Source organism: Nocardioides sp. (assembly GCF_030019515.1).
Classification (GTDB): domain Bacteria; phylum Actinomycetota; class Actinomycetes; order Propionibacteriales; family Nocardioidaceae; genus Nocardioides.
In genome coordinates, this window is record NZ_JASEEQ010000003.1 from 377,998 (window position 1) to 395,808 (window position 17,811).

The following is a 17,811-nucleotide window of genomic DNA, read 5'->3' on the forward strand; positions in this document are numbered from 1 at the left end:
GTCGGCGCCGGTGACCGACGTCGGTAGCCGGGGCTAATGTGGCGACGCCGGGTGCCGCGGGGTACCCATCGGACACGCGCGGGCGACGCCCGCGGGACACAGAAGGTGGTCGAACCCATGCAGATCCTCCGTGCACTCGGACTCGCCACGGCCGGCGCCGTCCTGCTGACGACCGCCGCCTGCGGCGGCGGCGACGACCTCGAGGACGCCGGCTCCTCCCCGAGCGCGGACGGCGGCCAGGGCACCGTCGTCGTCGGCGGACAGAACTTCACCGAGAGCCAGATCATGGCGGCCATCTACCAGGCCCTCCTGGAGGACGCGGGCTACCAGGTCCAGACCAAGCTGGTCACCACCCGCGACGTCTACCTGCCGGAGCTCAGCAAGGGCAATGTCGACATCGTCCCTGACTACCTCGCCGGCATCACGGACTTCCTCAACACCCAGGCGAACGGCCCGGACGCCGACCTGGTCTCCAGCAACGACCCGGAGAAGACGCTCGCGGCGCTCGAGCCGCTGGCCGAGGACCAGGGCATCTCGATCCTGCCGCCCTCGGACGCCACCGACCAGAACGCCTTCTTCGTCACCCAGGAGTTCGCTGACCAGAACGACCTGACCACGCTGTCCGACCTGGCCGCGCTCGGGCAGCCGATCAAGCTGGGCGCCCCGCCGGACTGCCAGGGCCGCGCCGACTGCGAGGGCGGTCTGACCAAGGTCTACGGCCTCGACATCACCGAGATCGTGCCCCTCGACTTCGCCAGCGCTCAGGTGAAGGACGCCGTCAAGAACGGCGAGGTCCAGCTCGGCGAGACGGGCACGACCGACGGCACCCTCCAGGATCTCGGGCTCGTGCTGCTCGAGGACGACAAGGGCATCCAACCGGCGCAGAACCTCACGCCTGCGGTCAACTCCGACTTCCTCGCCGAGAACCCCGACCTGGAGGACACCTTCAACCAGCTGTCCGATGCGCTCACCACCGAGGACCTCGCCGCGATGAACGTCCAGGTCGACCTCGAGCGCAAGAAGCCGGCCGACGTCGCTCAGCAGTTCCTCGAGGACAAGGGTCTGCTCTGAGGGGCGCGATGAGCTCCGACGCCATGATCCGGCTCTCGGGAGTCGGCAAGACCTACGACGACGGCACCGTCGCCGTGCACGCTCTGGACCTCGAGGTCGAGCGCGGCGAGCTGGTCTGCCTGGTCGGCCCGTCCGGGTGCGGCAAGTCGACCACGCTGAAGATGATCAACCGGCTGATCGAGCCGACGATCGGCACCATCGAGATCGACGGCCGGGACGTCACCGATCAGGACCCGGTGCGGCTGCGCCGCGGGATCGGCTACGTGATCCAGGAAGTGGGCCTGTTCCCCCACCAGAAGATCATCGCCAACGTGATGACGGTCCCGCTGCTGTACGGCGAGTCCCGCGCGACCGCCCGGGAACGGGCCCGCGAGCTGCTCGAGCTGGTGGGGCTGGACCCGGCGACGTACGCCGATCGCTATCCCAGCCAGCTCTCCGGCGGCCAGCAGCAGCGGGTGGGGGTCGCGCGGGCGCTGGCGGCCAAGCCGCCGGTGCTGCTGATGGACGAGCCGTTCGGGGCCGTCGACCCGTTGGTGCGGCTGCGCCTGCAGGACGAGTTCCTCCGGCTGCACCGCGAGCTCGGGGTCACCGTGGTGTTCGTGACACACGACATCGACGAGGCGGTGCGGCTCGGTGACCGGGTCGCGGTCTTCGCCGCGGGCGGCCGGATCGCGCAGTACGACACCCCGGCCCGGCTGCTCGGGCGTCCCGCCGACGACTTCGTCGCGGAGTTCGTCGGGTCGACCTCGGGACTGCGACGGCTGGACGTGACCCCGCTCGACCCGGCACATCTCGAGCCGCTCGACGGCGTGACGGCCGGCGACCTCGGGGCGGCGATCGACGTCGACAGCACGCTCGGGCACGCGTTGGCCGTGCTGCTGCGGGACGACGCGGGCCTGGTCGGGGTCCGCGACGGCGCCCGGTTCGTGGGCGTCCTCACTCCCAATGGCATCCACCGCGCGCTGCGCGCCGCCCTCGCCGAGATGACCGAGGCCACCTCGGCCGCCGGCTGACCCGGACGGCCTCCGCGCGGCTCCTACGCCACCGGCACGTCGCGGTGCCAGGACTCGGTGACGTACTTGGTGACCCAGCCCATCGAGGTGTAGAGGCCGGTGGCGCCGGTGGACGAGTCGGCATCCACCTCGAGTCCGACCCGGTTGCGGCCGCGGCTGGCGGCGTCGGCGATGATCGTGCGCAGCAGGCCCTTCGCCACACCGCGGCCCCGGGCCGCCTCCAGCACGCCGAGGTAGGACACGTAGGAGCCGTCCGGGCCGGTCGAGTCCTCCGAGACGGTGCCGATCAGCGCACCCACCGGCTGCCGGCCACCACCCTCGACACCGTCGGCGAGCTCGGCGAGCCACCAGTGGTCCCACCGGTGGCCCGGGTCCTCGCGCAGCCGGTGGACGAACTCCTCGAAGGTCTCCTCGCTGGAGTTGAAGTGGTCGACGAAGGCGCCTTCGAGGACCTGGTGGACGTCATGGAGGTCGTCCTCGTCGGGCAGCCCGGCGCCGGTACGCCGGACCAGCCGGAACACGACGCCCCGGTCGGTCCAGCGGTCCGGGGTCGCGACCAGCCCCTCCTCGTCCGGCGTGACCGGACGACTCATCTGCCACCAGGTGCGGACCTTCTCGAACCCGCTCCCGGCCAGCCAGCGCGCCTGACGCTGATCGCCCTCGAAGGCGCCGGTGTCGATCTGCTGGACCGCCAGCCCGCGGGCCCTGCCGACCGCGCGGGCCTGGGCCTCGGCCCACTCCACCAACAGGTCCGAGCAGCTGTCGGCGACGTCGTCGGACAGGTCACGCTGCACGATGTGGACGAACAGCATCCGGCCGACCGACCGGTCGTGGACGCTGCCCCAGGCGTGGATGTCGCCGTCCTCGTCGCGGACCACGACGTTCTCCCGCATCCGCAGCCCGTGCTCGGAGACCTCGACCAGCACGTCGTCCACGCCGGAGCCGGCCCAGCCGCGGGCGTGCCGCTCGTGGGCACGCAGCAGGTGGGTGAGCCGCGCCACGTCGAAGCGGTCGGAGGGATCGGGCGTGCTGATCGTCCAGCCGCTGGGCAGGCCGGGCAGGTCGCCCAGCACCGCGTCGGGGTCGCTCTCGAACCGGTTCTCGTGCGGGATCACGAACAGTGAGTCTGCCGCAGCCGGGCCACGCGGAAACGTGGGCAACGACTCACCCCGGCTGGAGTCCTCGTGCATCCTCGGGCTGGAACGTCCGCGAACCGACTCGGTCTCGGCACGCGGGTCGCGACCTCACCGGCTCGGTCGTGCCGTTGCTCGACCACCATCAGCGGTGGTCCAGCGCTTCGCCCGGACTACCGCTAGGCGTGCTTGCGCTGGCCGGCCTCGGCGGCGTGCCAGGCCTGGGTGACGACGTCGAGCTCGGCGCGGACCACGTCGAGCTCCTGCTCGAGCTCGGCGACCCGGACGATCGCCTCGGCGGCGCGCTGCTCCGCCCCGGCGAGGCCCTCCTCGAGTCGGCGGCCGTCCTGCTCCGCGGCGTCGGCGCGCCTGGCCTCGGCGTTCAGCTTGCGGGTCGCCTCGGCGGCCCGCCGCTGGGCGCCCGCCAGGGCCTCCTCGAGCTCGCGCATCGCGTGCTGCTGGCGGGCCATCCGGGCGCGCATGCTCTCGGCGAACGCGGCGTTCTCCGCCGTGCGCCTCTCGGTGAGGGCGCGGTAGGCCCGCGCCTGCTCGGCCCGGTCACGGGCCGCCTCACGACGCGTCAGCGCCAGCTCGGAGTGCGTGATCCGGGTGGCGGCGGCGCCGAGCGCCACGGCGAGGACGGCGGCGAGCGTGACGAGGAGGAGCGACCCGGTCGCCACGGCGGCGGCGACGGCCAGGGCGGCCAGGACGAGGAGGACGACGGCGACGGTCAGGCGGGTGCTGCGCTGGCGGCGACGGGAGGCCGGAGCGGGGGAAGAGGCCATACCAGCAGGTTAGGCGTCATCGTCCTCGGTCCGGACGCGACACGCGCGCTCGAGGAGCACCGAGGTGACCACGATCCCGACGCCCGCGGCGGCCGCGACGGCCGAGCGCCAGGCCCGCTGGGTGGCCAGCTCGGTGTCCACCCCGATCCAGCTCACGGCGTACCCCAGGTAGCCGCCGGCCACCAGGGCGCCCACGAGCGCGCAGGACCGCGCGAGCACCAGGCGGTTGACGGCACGGTGCGGCTCGAGCCGCAGCTGCTGGACGTGCACGGTGCGCCAGGTGAGGTACGCCGTGGCGCCCAGGATCGCCGCGACCAGCACCAGCGCGAGCGGCTGGGCCCAGGTGACGATCGGCGCGGTGTCGCGCATCCGCTCGGCGGCCGGGTGCAGCACCCACCCGCCGACGAGGCCGACGACGGCCCAGGCGGTGAGCGCACCGCCCGACGTCGGCCGGAGGCGTCCGGTCGGCTCCGGCTCGTCGCCGGAGGGCCCGGCGCTCACCGACCGGTCACTGGATCTCGAGGACCAGGTCGTCGCGCAGCTTCAGGCCGCTCTGGTCGGTTCGCTCGAGCAGGCCCGCGACCGGACCCCGGTCGGGCACCTCGGCCGCGGGGTCGACGTCGAGCCACGGGCGCAGCACGAACGCGCGCTCGGCGGCGCGCGGGTGCGGCAGCCGCAGGAACTCCTCGTTGCTGCGCCGGTCACCGACCACGATCAGGTCGACGTCGAGGGTCCGCGGCGCGTTCCGCTGCTCGCCGCGCTCCCGCGCGAAGGCGTCCTCGATCGCGAGCGCCCGGTCCATCAACCGGCTCGCCGCCAGCGTGGTGTCGATGAGCACGACGGCGTTGAGGAACGTCTTCGCCTCCGGCGGGCTGTCCACGGGGTCGGTCTCGTAGACCGGGGACACGGCCGTGATCCACACGTCCGGAGTGTCGGCCAGCGCGTTCAGCGCACCCTGGAGGCTCGCCATCCGCTCCCCCAGGTTGGACCCCAGCGCCAGCACCGCACGGCGGATCGGGCGCATCTCGCCGGTCAGCGTGTCGGCGTCGATGATGTTCGGGTTGGGGGTCTCAGTCACGGGTGCCCTCACGTCTCCGGGTGATCGTCAGCGTCACGTCCGCGAACGTCGCTGCGATGGGTGCGTCCGGCTTGTGGACCGACACCCTCGCCCAGTCAACACGGCCGTCCAAGAGGCAGACGTCCGCGATCCGCTGAGCCAGGGTCTCGATCAGGTCGACCGGATCCTTCTCCACGGCGGCTTGCACCGAGGCCACGAGACTCCCGTAGTCGACGGTGTCTTGCAAGTCGTCGGAGGCCGCGGCGGGGGCGGTGTCGACCCCGAGAACGAGATCGATGACGAACGTCTGGCCCTCGCGCCGTTCGAACTCGAACACACCGTGGTGCCCGTAGCACTCGATGCCGGTGACGCTCAGCTCGTCGATCGACCCACCGGTCATGTCGGACCCTCCTCGCTCAGCCGCTCGACGACGCGCAGCGCGTCCCGGGAGGCACGGACGTCGTGGACGCGCACACCCCACACCCCGTGTCGGGCCAGGTGCAGCGTGATCGCGGTGTTGGCGTACTCCCGCTGGTCGACGGGTCGCTGGGTGCCGCCCCGGTCGCCCAGCAGCCGGCCGAGGAACGACTTGCGGCTGGCCCCCACGAGGAGCGGGTGGCCGAGCGAGGAGAGCTCGTCGATGTGGTGCAGCAGCTCCCAGTTGTGCTCGGCGCGCTTGGCGAAGCCGAGCCCGGGATCGAGGATGACCTGCTCCGGGGCGATCCCGGCCGCGCTCATCGCCCGCACCCGCGCGGTGAGCTCGTCGCAGACGGCCGCGACCACGCCACCGGGGCCGTCGTACACCGCGAAGTCCCGCATGTGGTCGGCGTGGGCACGCCAGTGCATGGCGACGTACGCCGCTCCGCTCGCCGCGACGACCTCGAGGATGCGGGGGTCGGCGAGGCCGCCCGACACGTCGTTGACGACCGTGGCGCCGGCGGCGAGCGCGGCCTCGGCGACCTCGGCGCGCATCGTGTCGACCGAGACCACGGCGCCCTCGGCGGCCAGCGCCGTGATCACCGGGACGACCCGCCCCAGCTCCTCCTCCACGAGCGGGCGGGTCGCCCCGGGACGGGTCGACTCCCCGCCGATGTCGAGGATGTCGGCGCCGTCGGCGAGCAGGTCGCGGCCGTGCGCGATGGCGTCGCGCGGCTCGAGCCAGCGACCGCCGTCGGAGAAGGAGTCGGGGGTCACGTTCACGACACCCATCAGCCGCGGCCGCGCGCGGGGGGCGAGCAGGTCGGCGAGGGCGGCCATCAGCGGCTCACCGACGGTGGATCAGGGCCATCGCCTCGGCCCGGGTCGTCGGGTTGGTCCGCATCGAGCCGCGGACGGCGGAGGTGATGGTGCGGGCGCCGGCCTTCTTGACTCCGCGCATGGTCATGCACAGGTGCTCGGCCTCGATCACCACGATCACGCCGCGCGCGTCGAGCAGCCGGGTCAGGGCGTCGGCGACCTGGGTGGTGAGCCGCTCCTGCACCTGGGGGCGCTTCGCGTAGACGTCGACGAGGCGGGCGAGCTTGGACAGCCCGGTGATCTTCCCGCTCGTGCCGGGGATGTAGCCGACGTGCGCGACACCGGTGAACGGCACCAGGTGGTGCTCGCACATGGACCACAGCTCGATGTCGCGCACCAGCACCATCTCGTCGTGACCGATGTCGAAGGTGGTGGTGAGCACGTCCTCGGGCTCCATCCGCAGCCCGGCCGTCAGCTCGGCGTAGGCCCGCGCCACCCGGGCCGGCGTGTCCTCCAGCCCCTCCCGCTCGGGGTCCTCACCGATCGCGATGAGCAGCTCCCGCACCGCGGCCTCGGCGCGCGCGAGGTCGAAGGCGGGGACGGGACGCCCGTCCGGCCGGGCCGAGTCGCTCATGGCGACGACCTTAGCGGTCACCGAGCAGGGGCGAGCGAGGGGCGAGCTCGCGTCGTGGGCTCGGGGAGGTCGAGCAAGGCGCGCGACCGAGGCACGAGGTCGCGACCGCCGGGTCGAGACCCAGCACCCGACCGGTCGAATCGCCGCGGCCGCCGGGTCGAGACCCAACACCGGACCGGTCGAGACCGGCGTCAGCGCGGCGGCAGCCCCGGCGGCGTCCCGGCGGGCCCGCCGACGCCCGGGTCGCCGTGCACGTCGCCGCCGGAGCCCGGCGGGGTGAGCACCGGCCCGGCCTCGCCGTCGTCCTTGGCGTCGTCCTTGGCGTGCCCGTTGGCTGCAGTGCGGTCGCGGATCCACTGCGGGATCTCGACGGGTGGGATCTCGGAGGGGTTGCGCTCGGACGACCCGGTCCATGCCGGCCGCTCGCCGCGGCGGCGCAGCGGCTCGAAGACCGTGGCGACCTGCTGCTTGTCCAGCGTCTCCTTCTCGACCAGCTCGAGGACCAGCGCGTCGAGGACGTCCCGGTTCTCCTCGAGGATCTCGAAGGCCTCCTGGTGGGCGTTCGCGAGCAGCTTCTTGGTCTCCTCGTCGACGATCGCGGCGACGTCCTCGGAGTAGTTGCGCGCGTGGCCGAAGTCACGGCCCAGGAAGGGCTCGGAGTTGGACTCCCCGAGCTTGATCGCGCCGAGCCGCTCGGTCATGCCGTACTGGGTGACCATCGCGCGGGCCAGGTTGGTCGCCTTCTCGATGTCGTTGCCAGCACCGGTGGTCGGGTCGTGGAACACCATCTCCTCGGCCGCACGACCGCCCAGCATGTACGCCAGCGAGTCGAGCATCTGCGAGCGGGTCTGGGAGTACTTGTCCTCGTCGGGCAGCACCATCGTGTAGCCCAGTGCCCGGCCGCGCGGCAGGATCGTGATCTTGTGCACCGGGTCGGTACCGGGCAGCGCCGCGGCCACCAGGGCGTGGCCGCCCTCGTGGTAGGCCGTGATCAGCTTCTCCTTCTCGCTCATCAGGCGGGTGCGCCGCTGCGGGCCGGCGATCACCCGGTCGATGGCCTCGTCGAGGTTGACGTTGGTGATCAGCTTCTCGTTGCCGCGCGCGGTGAGCAGCGCCGCCTCGTTGAGGACGTTCGCCAGGTCGGCGCCGGTGAAGCCGGGCGTCCGGCGGGCCACGGAGCGCAGGTCGATGTCCTGGGACATCGGCTTACCGCGCGAGTGGACCTTGAGGATCATGTGCCGGCCGTTGAGGTCGGGGGCGTCCACCTGGATCTGCCGGTCGAAGCGGCCGGGACGCAGCAGGGCCGGGTCGAGCACGTCGGGCCGGTTGGTGGCGGCGATCAGGATCACGCCACCACGGACGTCGAAGCCGTCCATCTCGACCAGCAGCTGGTTGAGGGTCTGCTCGCGCTCGTCGTGGCCGCCGCCCATGCCGGCGCCGCGGTGGCGGCCGACGGCGTCGATCTCGTCGATGAACACGATCGCGGGCGCGTTCTCCTTGGCCTGCTCGAACAGGTCGCGCACGCGGGAGGCGCCGACGCCGACGAACATCTCGACGAAGTCGGACCCGGAGATCGAGTAGAACGGGACGCCGGCCTCGCCGGCGACCGCGCGGGCCAGCAGCGTCTTGCCGGTGCCGGGCGGTCCGTACAGCAGCACGCCCTTGGGGATCTTCGCGCCGACGGCCTGGAACTTGGCGGGCTCCTGGAGGAACTCCTTGATCTCGCCGAGCTCCTCGATCGCCTCCTCGCAGCCGGCGACGTCGCTGAACGTGGTCTTCGGCATGTCCTTGGTGATCAGCTTCGCCCGGGACTTGGCGAACTGCATCACGCCCCGGCCGCCGCCGCCCTGGACCTGGTTCATCAGGAACAGGAACAGGAGGATGATCAGCGCGAACGGCAGCAGCGTCGCCAGGATCGAGCCGAGCAGGCTCGGCTTGGGGACCTCGACCGTGTAGGAGTCGATCTCGCCGGCGTCGACCTGCTCCTGGACCTGGGTGTCCAGCTCGGCCTGGGTGCCGTCGAGCCAGAACGCGGTCACCTTGTCGCCGTTGTCGAGGGTGGCTTTGATCTGCTGCTCGCCGCCGTCGACGAAGGTCAGGTCCTTGACCTCACCGGAGCTGATGTACTCCTGCATCTTCGAGGCGTCCACCTCGTCGCCCCCGCGGTTGGGCGCGAGGTACTGCAGGGCGAGCAGGACGCCCACCACGGCGAGGACGATCCACAGCCAGGGACCCTTGAATATGCGCTTCACAGGCTTCTCTCGACACGGCGTTGCCGTCCCCCGCGGAGGTCGCCGGGCGGACGCTCATCTGAAGTGCCGACGGTACACACCGTCGGCAATCGGCATTGTCTCAGGAAAACCTGCTCGCGGCGCAGTCGGCGTCCACGACGGTGTCCGGACGGAGATCGGGGTCGGGTGCCTCCGGACGCGCCATGGCGCGTGCTCGGGCACACGACCCGGGCGCGCGGTCAGGAGTAGACGTGCGGGGCGAGGGTGCCGATGTCGCGCAGGTTGCGGTACCGCTCGCGGTAGTCCAGGCCGTAGCCGACGACGAACTCGTTGGGGATGTCCCACCCGACGTACTTCACCTCGACCGGCATGGTGAGCGCCTCGGGCTTGCGGAGCAGGGTGCAGATCTCGACGCTCGCGGGGCTGCGGGAGGACAGGTTCGAGGTCAGCCAGGACAGGGTCAGGCCGGTGTCGATGATCTCGTCGACGACGACCACGTGCCGCCCGGAGATGTCGGTGTCGAGGTCCTTGAGGATCCGGACCACACCGCTGGACTTGGTGCCCGAGCCGTACGACGTCACGGCCATCCAGTCCATCTCCAGGTGCCGGCTGAAGCTGCGCGCAAGGTCGGCCATCACCATCACCGCACCCCGCAGGATCCCGACGATGAGGAGGTCCTTGTCCTCGTAGTCGGCCTCGATGTCTCGCGCCAGCTCGGTCAGTCGGCGCTGGATCTGCTCCTCCGTGAAGAGGACGTTGACCAGGTCGTTCTCCACGTCGGACGCGTCCATGGCGGAGACTCTAGTGGTTGCCCCCGGGGCTCAGTGGCGCGACCTGGTGACCGTCAGCGTGAACGACTTCGACGTCGACTCCTTCAGGTCCGCGGAGCCGAGGTAGTAGGCCTTCAGCTCGTGGGCACCCCGGGGCAGCCGGTCGAGCACGATCGTGATCTGGCCCTTGTCCTTGGCCTTGAGGCCGGCCTCGCCGACCACCTTGCGGCCCTCCCGGACCTCGACGTCGCCGGTGGGCTTCATGCCCTTCGCGGACACGGTCACCACGACCTGGCCGTTCTGCTTGGTCGTCACCGAGCGCCGCGCGAGGTCGGCCTCGGTCCTGCTCTCGGTCAGCTTCTTCTGGATCTCGATCTCACCCAGGCTGACGTGCTGCCCGCGCTTGGTGACCTGGACCGGTCCGTACGTGGCGGTCTTGTAGCCCTCGCGTGAGAGCGTGAGCGTGTAGGAGCCGCGGGTGACCTCGAGGAAGAAGTAGCCGTGCTGCGGCCCGTCCTCCCGGTCGCTGGCGTAGGTGATCGCCGAGGCGGCCGGGGTCCCGTCGTCCTTGGTCGCCTGGACGGTGACGTCGTCGACGAAGCGGCCGGACTGGTCGGTGACGACGCCCTGGATGAGGGCCCGGCCGGCGCGCTCGAGGGTCACGGCCCGGCCAGTGGACGAGGCGGAGGCGGGCAGCGCCTGGGGCGCGATCAGGGCGGCAGCGAGGAGCGCAGCAGCGGCCGCAAGGGTACGGCGGTGGGACATGGGGTTCCTCTTCTCAGGCGGCACGCTGACCAGACGGTGGATCACCGTGAGTGTGACGCCGAACATCGGTCCGCGCGGGCGGAACCTGAGATTTCTCATCCAGCGCGGTCGAGGTGCAGCCGGCCGTCCCCGCGCCGGCAGCGCACCTTTCCCGGGAGGTCCACCCACTTCTGCCCGTGCCAGTGGGTGAGCAGCGCGTCCATCGCGAGCACGTGCTCGTGGAAGAGCTCCGAGGCGGGGGCGCCGGCCGCCAGCGCGGCCAGCCGCAGCACCCGCCGCCGGATCGGGCCGGGCTCGGCGAGCAGGCCGTCGACGGGGAGGTCGGGCAGGCGCTCGTACGCCGCCTCCGCGGCGTCGTCGAGCAGGTCCATGTCCTCGCGCAGCTGGTCGGCGGTGCGGGCCAGCGCCTCGGCGACCCCCGGACCGAGCTGGTCCTCGAGGACGGGCAGCACGCTGCGGCGCACCCGCACCCGGGTGAACGCGGGGTCCTCGTTGTGGGGGTCGCTCCAGAACTCGATGCCCTCGACCTGGCAGGCCGTCACCGTGTCGGCGCGGGAGAGGTCGAGGAGCGGGCGCGCGAACCGGTCGAAGGAGCGGCGCATCCCGGCCAACGACCGGCCGCCGGAGCCGCGGGCCAGCCCGAGCAGCACGGTCTCGGCCTGGTCGTCGCGGGTGTGGCCGAGCAGCACCACCTCGGCCGAGAACCGCTCGCCGATCTCGTCGAGCACGGCGTACCGGGCCCGGCGCGCGGCCGCCTCCGGCCCGAGGCCGTCGGCCTCGACGTGGACGGTCGCGCCGACGGTCTCGTCCGCGCCGAGCGCGGCCATCTGCCGCACGACGCGGGCGGCGTGGTCGGCCGAGCCGGGTTGCAGCCCGTGGTCGACGGTCGCGCCCACGACCCGCCAGCCGGCGTGCCGGCCCTCGAACACGGTGGCCGCGAGCAGGGCGAGCGAGTCGGCGCCCCCGGAGCAGGCGACGACCACGGTCCGGCCCGGGTCGACGTGGCCGAGGGCCCGGCGTACGGCGAGGCGCACCGCGGCGACCGCGGGGTGCAGGCTCATGCGGAGGCCCGCGACGTGCTCACAGCACCCGGGTGATCCAGGACCGCGGGTCCGCGATCTCGGCCTTCGACGGCAGATTCTCCGGCCGTTCCCAGACCGCGTTGAACTCGGCCATGCCGGCCTTGTCGACGACGGCGCGGACGAACTTCGCGCCGTCGCGGTACTGCGCCATCTTGGCGTCCAGGCCGAGCACCCGGCGCAGCAGCCGGTCGAGCACGCCGACGCCCTGGCGGCGCCGGTTGAACCGCTTGCGGATGTCGGCGACGGTCGGGATGACGCCGGGGCCGACGTCGTCCATGACGACGTCGGCGTGGCCCTCGAGCAGCGACATGACGCCGGTGACCCGGTCGACGATCTCCTTCTGCTCCGGGGTGCCGATCAGGTCCAGGAGGCTCCCGCCACCCTCGCGGACGCCCCTGATCGCGCCGGTGACCCGCGCCAGCCCGTCGTCGAGCAGGCCGCTGGGCTCGAGGCTCTCGGCGAGCGCGTGCATCTCGCCCAGCAGGTGGTCGGCCAGCCACGGGGTGGCGGTGAACTGCACCCGGTGGGTCTCCTCGTGCAGGCAGACCCAGAGCCGGAAGTCCCGGGGGACGACGCCGAGCTCGCGCTCGACGTGGACGATGTTCGGGGCGACGAGCAGCAGCCGCCCGGCCGGGGCGTGGAACGGGTCGAACTGGCCGAGCACCTTGCCGGCCAGGAAGCCCAGCAGTGCGCCGACCTCGGCGCCGGTGACGCGGGACCCGATCGCCCTCGTCAGCCCGGTCGGCTCGCCCTTGCGCGAGGAGAGCTTGTCGACGACGGGGGCGAGGACGGTCGCGAAGCCGTCGGCGTTCGCGGCCACCCAGCCCGCCCGGTCGACGACCAGGACCGGCGCGGAGCGCTCGGCCGCGACCAGTCCGGTGTGCTCGCGCACCAGCCCGGTCGACCGGTCGGCGTCCGCTCGCAGCTCGGCCACCACGGCGTCCGCCGTGGGGCGGTCGACGACCGGTCCGTCACCCGCGATCCGCGAGCCGAGGGCGACCGCGAGGTCCCAGTCGACCATCTCGGGGCCGGAGTGCTTGCTCATGCGGTGACGGTACCCGCGTCACCCACACCGCGGGCCCCGTCCACCGGTGCCCGACCACCCCGACCCACGCCGACCCCCGCCGACCCACGCCGGGCGGCCGCACAGCTCAGCCGCAGCGGCAGCCGGCCAGCGCGCCCGTCGCGCCGTCGAGGGCGGCGCGGGCGTCCAGGGTGTCGACCAGGTCGATCCGGTCGGCCAGCAGCGCGAAGACCATGGGCCGGCCCTCGCGGTCGGTCACGATGCCGGCCAGGCCGCTCACCCCGGACAGCGTCCCGGTCTTGGCGCGGACCAGCCCGCGGCCCACGTCGTCGAGGTCGGCGAACCGCTCGGCCAGGGAGCCGGTGAAGCCGGCCACGGGCAGCCCGGTGAGCACCGTCCGGAGGTCGGGCTGCTCCGGCGAGGCGGCCAGCCCGAGGACCGCGGTGAGCGTGTCGGGGTCGAGGCGGTCCTCCCGGGACAGCCCGCTGCCGTCGTACGTCGTGGCGCCCTGCGTGGGGACCCCGAGCCCGTCGAGCACCTGCAGCACCGCGCGGGCGCCGCCCGCGAACGACCCGTCGCCGGAGGACGCGAGGCCGACGTGGCGGGCGAGGACCTCGGCGGCCTCGTTGTCGCTGGTCTCCAGGGTGTGCTCGACGATCCGGTCGAGCGGCGGGCTCTCGGTCCGGGCGAGCTCGGCGGCACCGTCGGGCGCGGTCGTCTCCCGCTGGGGTCCGGTCACCGTGACGCCCGCGCGGGTCAGCGCCTTGGCGTACGCGGCGGCCGCGGCCGCCGCGGGGTCCGCGACGCGGCCGAGGCCCTGCTCGGGGCGGCCCTCGTCGACCCACAGCGGGGTGATCGGCGCGACCACGCCGTCGGGGAGGTAGCCGGCCGGCCAGTGCGGGCTGACCTCGGGCCCGCGGAACAGGCTGGTGTCGTAGTCGACCCGTGCCCGGGTGCGCCCCGCGTCGGTCAGGGCGGTGGCTGTGGCGCGGGCCAGTCTGTCGAGGTCGGTCCGGTCGAGCAGCGGATCGCCGCCGCCGACCAGCACCACCCGCCGCGGCCCGGCATCGACGACCGTCGTGGCGAACCTGTGGTCGGGGCCGAGGGTCTCCAGGGCCGCGGCGGCGGTCAGCAGCTTCAGGGTCGAGGCGGGCGTGGCCGCGCCGGTGCCGCTGGAGTAGAGCAGCGTGCCGTCCAGGCCGGCCACGGTGGCCAGCACGTGCGGGCCCAGGTCGGCGTCGCGGAGCAGCGGCGCCAGGACTCGGCGCACCTTCGCGGGGTCCGGCACGCCGGTCGCCGGCTCGGCGACCGGAGCGGGCGCGGCCAGCGCCGGGACGGTGAGTCCCGGGGGCGGCGGGACCGCGGCCGGGTCCTCCTCGGGGGCCGGCGACGGCGGGTCGAGCCAGAGCACGAGGCCGGCCGCGGCGAGGACGGCGAGCACCAGGACGACCGGCAGCCAGATCGCGAGTCGGGCCCCCCGGGAGGGGTGGCCTCTGTCACGTCCGCCCACGAACGACCCCTTCCCGGGTGCGCAATTGCAGCCATTGTGCGCGACACTGGGCCCGGTCCGCCGCGCGGGCCCACAGACTTTGACGATGGCCCCTTGACGATGGCGGAGGATGACGTGCTCGAGTTCGACGTGCTGGTGGAGATCCCGAAGGGGCAGCGGAACAAGTACGAGGTCGACCACGAGTCCGGCCGGATCCGCCTGGACCGGACCCTGTTCACCTCCACCCAGTACCCGGCCGACTACGGCTACATCGAGAACACCCTCGGCCTGGACGGCGACCCGCTCGACGCGATGGTGATTCTCCAGGAGCCGACCTTCCCGGGCTGCCTGATCCGGTGCCGCGCCATCGGCATGTTCCGGATGACCGACGAGGCCGGCGGCGACGACAAGGTCCTCTGCGTCCCCGCCACCGACCCCCGCCTGGAGCACCTGCGCGACATCAGCCACGTCTCGAAGTTCGACCGGCTCGAGATCCAGCACTTCTTCGAGGTCTACAAGGACCTCGAGCCCGGCAAGTCCGTCGAGGGCGCCGAGTGGGTGGGCCGCACCGAGGCCGAGGCCGAGGTGCACGCCTCGTTCGCCCGGCTCAAGGAGTCCGGCGGGCACTGAAGTCGGTGCCACGCGAGCCGACCGCCGGGTCGGTTTCCCCGGCTGACCGGGGAAACCGGCACTTGTCGGGGGAAGTTCTGGCCAACAAGTGGCAACTTCCCCGGCTGGCCGGGGAAACCGTCACCCGACCAGGTCCGGCGACCGGAGCATCTCCGGCGGGATCGCCCAGGCGTCGACGAGGGGTACGGCGAGCGGGCGGATCTTGCGGCACAGGCTGCTGACCTCACGGCTGATCGCCTTGGACCGGGGGACGGTGAGCCGGCCGTGCTCCATGAACCACGCCCGGTCGGCCTCGATCGTCGAGAGCGCGAACAGGTCGCACAGCAGGTTCAGCGCGACCTTGAGGTCGCCGTCGGGCAGGCTGCGGGTCTTGTCGACGAACGCCTCGAGCACCAGCCGCTCCACGTGGGCGTGGGCGGCCGCGATCACGTGGTCCTGCACCAGGGAGAAGACCTCGCCGGGATTCAGGTCCTGGTCGATGCCGCGCTTGAGCCGGCGGGCGACACCGGCCAGCATGTGCTCCTCGCGGAAGCGCAGCATCGCGAGCTGGTAGTCGGGGTCGAGCAGGCCGGCCTCCTGGTCCCACTCGTCGCCGCTGGGCAGCAGGTCGCGGACCCGCTCGAGCAGCTTGTGGACCGAGGTCCTCTCGATCACGGTCTCGACGGCCAGGCCCGTGACGAACCGGACCATGCCGAGCTGGTCGAGGTCCTCGAACTCGCTGGCGTAGTCGGTCAGCAGGCCCTTGGCGACCAGCTGGAGCAGCACGTGATTGTCGCCCTCGAAGGTCGTGAAGATGTCACTGTCGGCCTTGAGCGCCGCGAACCGGTTCACCGAGAGGTAGCCCGCGCCACCGCAGGCCTCCCGGCACTCCTGGATGGTGCGGGTCGCGTGCCAGGTCCCGAGCGCCTTGGTGCCGGCGGCCCGCGACTCCAGCTCGCGCCGGGCCTGGTCGTCCTCGGCCCCGGGTGCGTGGGTGCCGGAGAAGACGTCGTGCAGCTGGCCGGCCACGACCTCCTGCGCGAAGTGCAGCGCGTAGGTCCGGGCGATGAGCGGCAGCAGCCGGCGCTGGTGCATCCCGTAGTCCAGGAGCAGCTCCTCGTGCTCGTCGGAGGTCGCCTCGAACTGGCGCCGGCGTACGGCGTACCTGGTCGCGATCGCCAACGCCACCTTGGCCGCGTTGATCCCGCCGCCGCCGACGCAGACGCGGCCCTGGACGAGGGTGCCGAGCATCGTGAAGAAGCGCCGGTTCGGGTTCTCGATCGGGCTCTCGTAGGTCCCCTCGGCCGTCACGTCCGCGAACCGGTTGAGCAGGGCGGTGCGCGGGACGCGCACCTGGTCGAACCAGATCCGCCCGTTGTCGACGCCGTTGAGGCCCATCTTGAGTCCGTCGTCCTCGATCCGGACCCCCGGCGCCGGCTCGCCGTCGACCCGGATCGGTACGACGAACGCGTGCACGCCCTGCGACGCTCGACCGGACTCCGGGCCCACCTCGAGCTGGGCGAACACGACCGCGAGCTCCGCGTGCTCGGCGGCGTTGCCGATGTAGTCCTTCCGGGCCTCCTCGGTGGTCGTGGTGATCACGAACTCCTGGGCCTCGGCGTCGTAGGTCGCGACCGTGCCGAGCGCCTGGACGTTGGAGCCGTGGCCGGTCTCGGTCATCGCGAAGCAACCCATCAGCTTCCCGGTGATCAGGTCGGCGAGGTAGGCGTCGTGGTGGTGCTTGGTGCCGAGCTGGAGGATCGCGCCGCCGAACAGCCCGAACTGCACGCCGACCTTGACCAGGACCGACAGGTCGCCGTACGCGAGGGTCTCGAACGCCGCGACCGAGGCGCCGATGTCCCCGCCGCCGCCGTACTCCTCCGGGAAGCCCATCCCGGTCTGGCCGGTCGCGGCCATCTCGACCACGACCTCCTTGACCCGCTCCCGGAAGTCCGACATGGACAGCTCCTCGGCGTCGACCAGGATCGAGGCGTACTCGGTGAGGTTGGCGCGGACCAGGTCGCGGACCTGCGCGTACCGACCGTCGAGCAGCGCGGTGAGGGCCGGTACGTCGATCTCGGGCTGCACGTAACCAGTCGGCGTGGGCGCTGCGGTATCGGTGGCCATGCCTCGACGCTACCCAGCACGCACCGGACTCAAGCGGTGATCTGGACCTCTGCGGCGGGTCCGAGCACTCAGGGCCGGGCGTAGAAGGTCGGCGGGATCCAGTAGTACATGGACTCCTCGGTGACCGGCCGGCCGGTGCGCGGCGCGTGCACGATCCGGCCGTCGCCGACGTAGAGGGCGACGTGGTAGATCGAGCCGGGATCGCTCGACGAGCCCCAGAACACCAGGTCGCCGGGTCGCAGCTGGCCGGCGGAGATCGGCGTCGACTGCTCGTACTGGGCGACCGAGTAGTGCGGCAGCGACCGATCGCCGGCGCCCCAGGCGGCCATGGTCAGCCCGGAGCAGTCCCAGGCACCCGGGCCGGCCGCGCCCCAGCGGTAGGGCTCACCGACCTGGGCGCGGGCGAATGCGATCGCAGCCTGGGCGCCCGAGGCGGGCGCCGGCGGCGCGGGCGTGCTGGGCTGGGTCGTGCTGGGCTGGGGTGCGGCGGGCTGCGGCACGCTGGGCTCGGGTGCGCTGGACTGCGGCACGCTGGGCGTCGAGGGCTGCGGGTCGGGCTCGGGCTGCGGGTCCGCCGCGGCCTGGTCCGGCTCGGCCTGGTCCTGCTCCGCGGCGGCCGCCGCGGCCGCGACCGCGGCCGCCCGCGCCTCGAGCTCGGACTGGCGGCGCTGCGCGATCCGGACGCTGACGTTCTGGAGCTCGGCGAGCCGCTCGACGAGCGCGGCCTTCTCCTCGGCGATCGCCCCCGCCCGGACCGCGGCCGCCCGGGCGGGAGATCTGAAGAG

General features: G+C 72.7%; 18 protein-coding genes. 3 read left to right on the forward strand and 15 right to left on the reverse strand.

Annotated features, from left to right (window positions below):
• The first annotated feature begins 117 nt into the window (after positions 1–117).
• Entirely contained in the window at positions 118–1,071 is a 954-nt protein-coding gene (locus QMC84_RS06600; RefSeq protein WP_300373064.1) for an ABC transporter substrate-binding protein, read from the forward strand.
• 8 nt (positions 1,072–1,079) lie between these two features.
• Complete coding sequence (locus tag QMC84_RS06605) at positions 1,080–2,084, forward strand: ATP-binding cassette domain-containing protein (RefSeq protein ID WP_366145739.1); 1,005 nt, start codon at positions 1,080–1,082, stop codon at positions 2,082–2,084.
• Between the two features lie 23 nt (positions 2,085–2,107).
• Here QMC84_RS06605 and QMC84_RS06610 read toward each other — a convergent pair whose 3' ends face one another.
• From QMC84_RS06610 to dacB, 13 genes are all read right to left on the reverse strand, one after another.
• Complete coding sequence (locus QMC84_RS06610; protein ID WP_300373065.1) at positions 2,108–3,199, reverse strand: GNAT family N-acetyltransferase; 1,092 nt, start codon at positions 3,197–3,199, stop codon at positions 2,108–2,110.
• A gap of 197 nt (positions 3,200–3,396) precedes the next feature.
• Positions 3,397–4,002, reverse strand: coding sequence for a hypothetical protein (locus QMC84_RS06615; RefSeq protein ID WP_300373067.1), 606 nt, complete (start codon positions 4,000–4,002; stop codon positions 3,397–3,399).
• 9 nt (positions 4,003–4,011) lie between these two features.
• Positions 4,012–4,503, reverse strand: coding sequence for a DUF3180 domain-containing protein (locus QMC84_RS06620; protein ID WP_300373069.1), 492 nt, complete (start codon positions 4,501–4,503; stop codon positions 4,012–4,014).
• A 7-nt stretch (positions 4,504–4,510) separates the two neighbouring features.
• Positions 4,511–5,080: a 2-amino-4-hydroxy-6-hydroxymethyldihydropteridine diphosphokinase gene (gene folK, locus QMC84_RS06625; protein WP_300373071.1), complete on the reverse strand. Its 570-nt coding sequence runs from the start codon at positions 5,078–5,080 to the stop codon at positions 4,511–4,513.
• Positions 5,073–5,459, reverse strand: coding sequence for a dihydroneopterin aldolase (folB, locus tag QMC84_RS06630; protein ID WP_300373073.1), 387 nt, complete (start codon positions 5,457–5,459; stop codon positions 5,073–5,075). The genes folK and folB overlap by 8 nt, the downstream gene beginning before the upstream one ends.
• Positions 5,456–6,316: a dihydropteroate synthase gene (gene folP / locus QMC84_RS06635; protein WP_300373075.1), complete on the reverse strand. Its 861-nt coding sequence runs from the start codon at positions 6,314–6,316 to the stop codon at positions 5,456–5,458. The genes folB and folP overlap by 4 nt, the downstream gene beginning before the upstream one ends.
• 7 nt (positions 6,317–6,323) lie before the next feature.
• A complete protein-coding gene (gene folE, locus QMC84_RS06640; protein WP_300373077.1) occupies positions 6,324–6,929 on the reverse strand; it encodes a GTP cyclohydrolase I FolE in 606 nt (201 codons plus the stop codon).
• A 191-nt stretch (positions 6,930–7,120) separates the two neighbouring features.
• Positions 7,121–9,181 carry an ATP-dependent zinc metalloprotease FtsH gene (ftsH, locus tag QMC84_RS06645; RefSeq protein WP_300373079.1) on the reverse strand — a complete coding sequence of 687 codons (2,061 nt, stop codon included), beginning with the start codon at positions 9,179–9,181 and terminating at the stop codon, positions 7,121–7,123.
• Positions 9,182–9,399: 218 nt separating this feature from the next.
• Entirely contained in the window at positions 9,400–9,951 is a 552-nt protein-coding gene (hpt, locus tag QMC84_RS06650) for a hypoxanthine phosphoribosyltransferase (protein WP_300373081.1), read from the reverse strand.
• A gap of 30 nt (positions 9,952–9,981) precedes the next feature.
• Entirely contained in the window at positions 9,982–10,695 is a 714-nt protein-coding gene (locus QMC84_RS06655) for an Ig-like domain repeat protein (RefSeq protein ID WP_300373083.1), read from the reverse strand.
• Between the two features lie 95 nt (positions 10,696–10,790).
• Positions 10,791–11,756, reverse strand: a complete 966-nt coding sequence (gene tilS, locus QMC84_RS06660; protein ID WP_300373086.1) for a tRNA lysidine(34) synthetase TilS — start codon at positions 11,754–11,756, stop codon at positions 10,791–10,793.
• A 19-nt stretch (positions 11,757–11,775) separates the two neighbouring features.
• Complete coding sequence (locus tag QMC84_RS06665) at positions 11,776–12,822, reverse strand: zinc-dependent metalloprotease (protein WP_300373088.1); 1,047 nt, start codon at positions 12,820–12,822, stop codon at positions 11,776–11,778.
• 106 nt (positions 12,823–12,928) lie between these two features.
• A complete protein-coding gene (gene dacB / locus QMC84_RS06670) occupies positions 12,929–14,311 on the reverse strand; it encodes a D-alanyl-D-alanine carboxypeptidase/D-alanyl-D-alanine-endopeptidase (protein ID WP_300373090.1) in 1,383 nt (460 codons plus the stop codon).
• Positions 14,312–14,410: 99 nt separating this feature from the next.
• Here dacB and QMC84_RS06675 point away from each other — a divergent pair, with 99 nt between their 5' ends.
• A complete protein-coding gene (locus QMC84_RS06675; RefSeq protein ID WP_300373112.1) occupies positions 14,411–14,920 on the forward strand; it encodes an inorganic diphosphatase in 510 nt (169 codons plus the stop codon).
• A 120-nt stretch (positions 14,921–15,040) separates the two neighbouring features.
• Here the strand turns inward: QMC84_RS06675 and QMC84_RS06680 are convergent, their stop codons facing one another.
• Complete coding sequence (locus QMC84_RS06680; protein WP_300373092.1) at positions 15,041–17,026, reverse strand: acyl-CoA dehydrogenase; 1,986 nt, start codon at positions 17,024–17,026, stop codon at positions 15,041–15,043.
• A gap of 68 nt (positions 17,027–17,094) precedes the next feature.
• Positions 17,095–17,811, reverse strand: a 717-nt coding sequence (locus tag QMC84_RS06685) for a C40 family peptidase (protein ID WP_300373094.1), incomplete at its 5' end; no start/stop codon positions are given.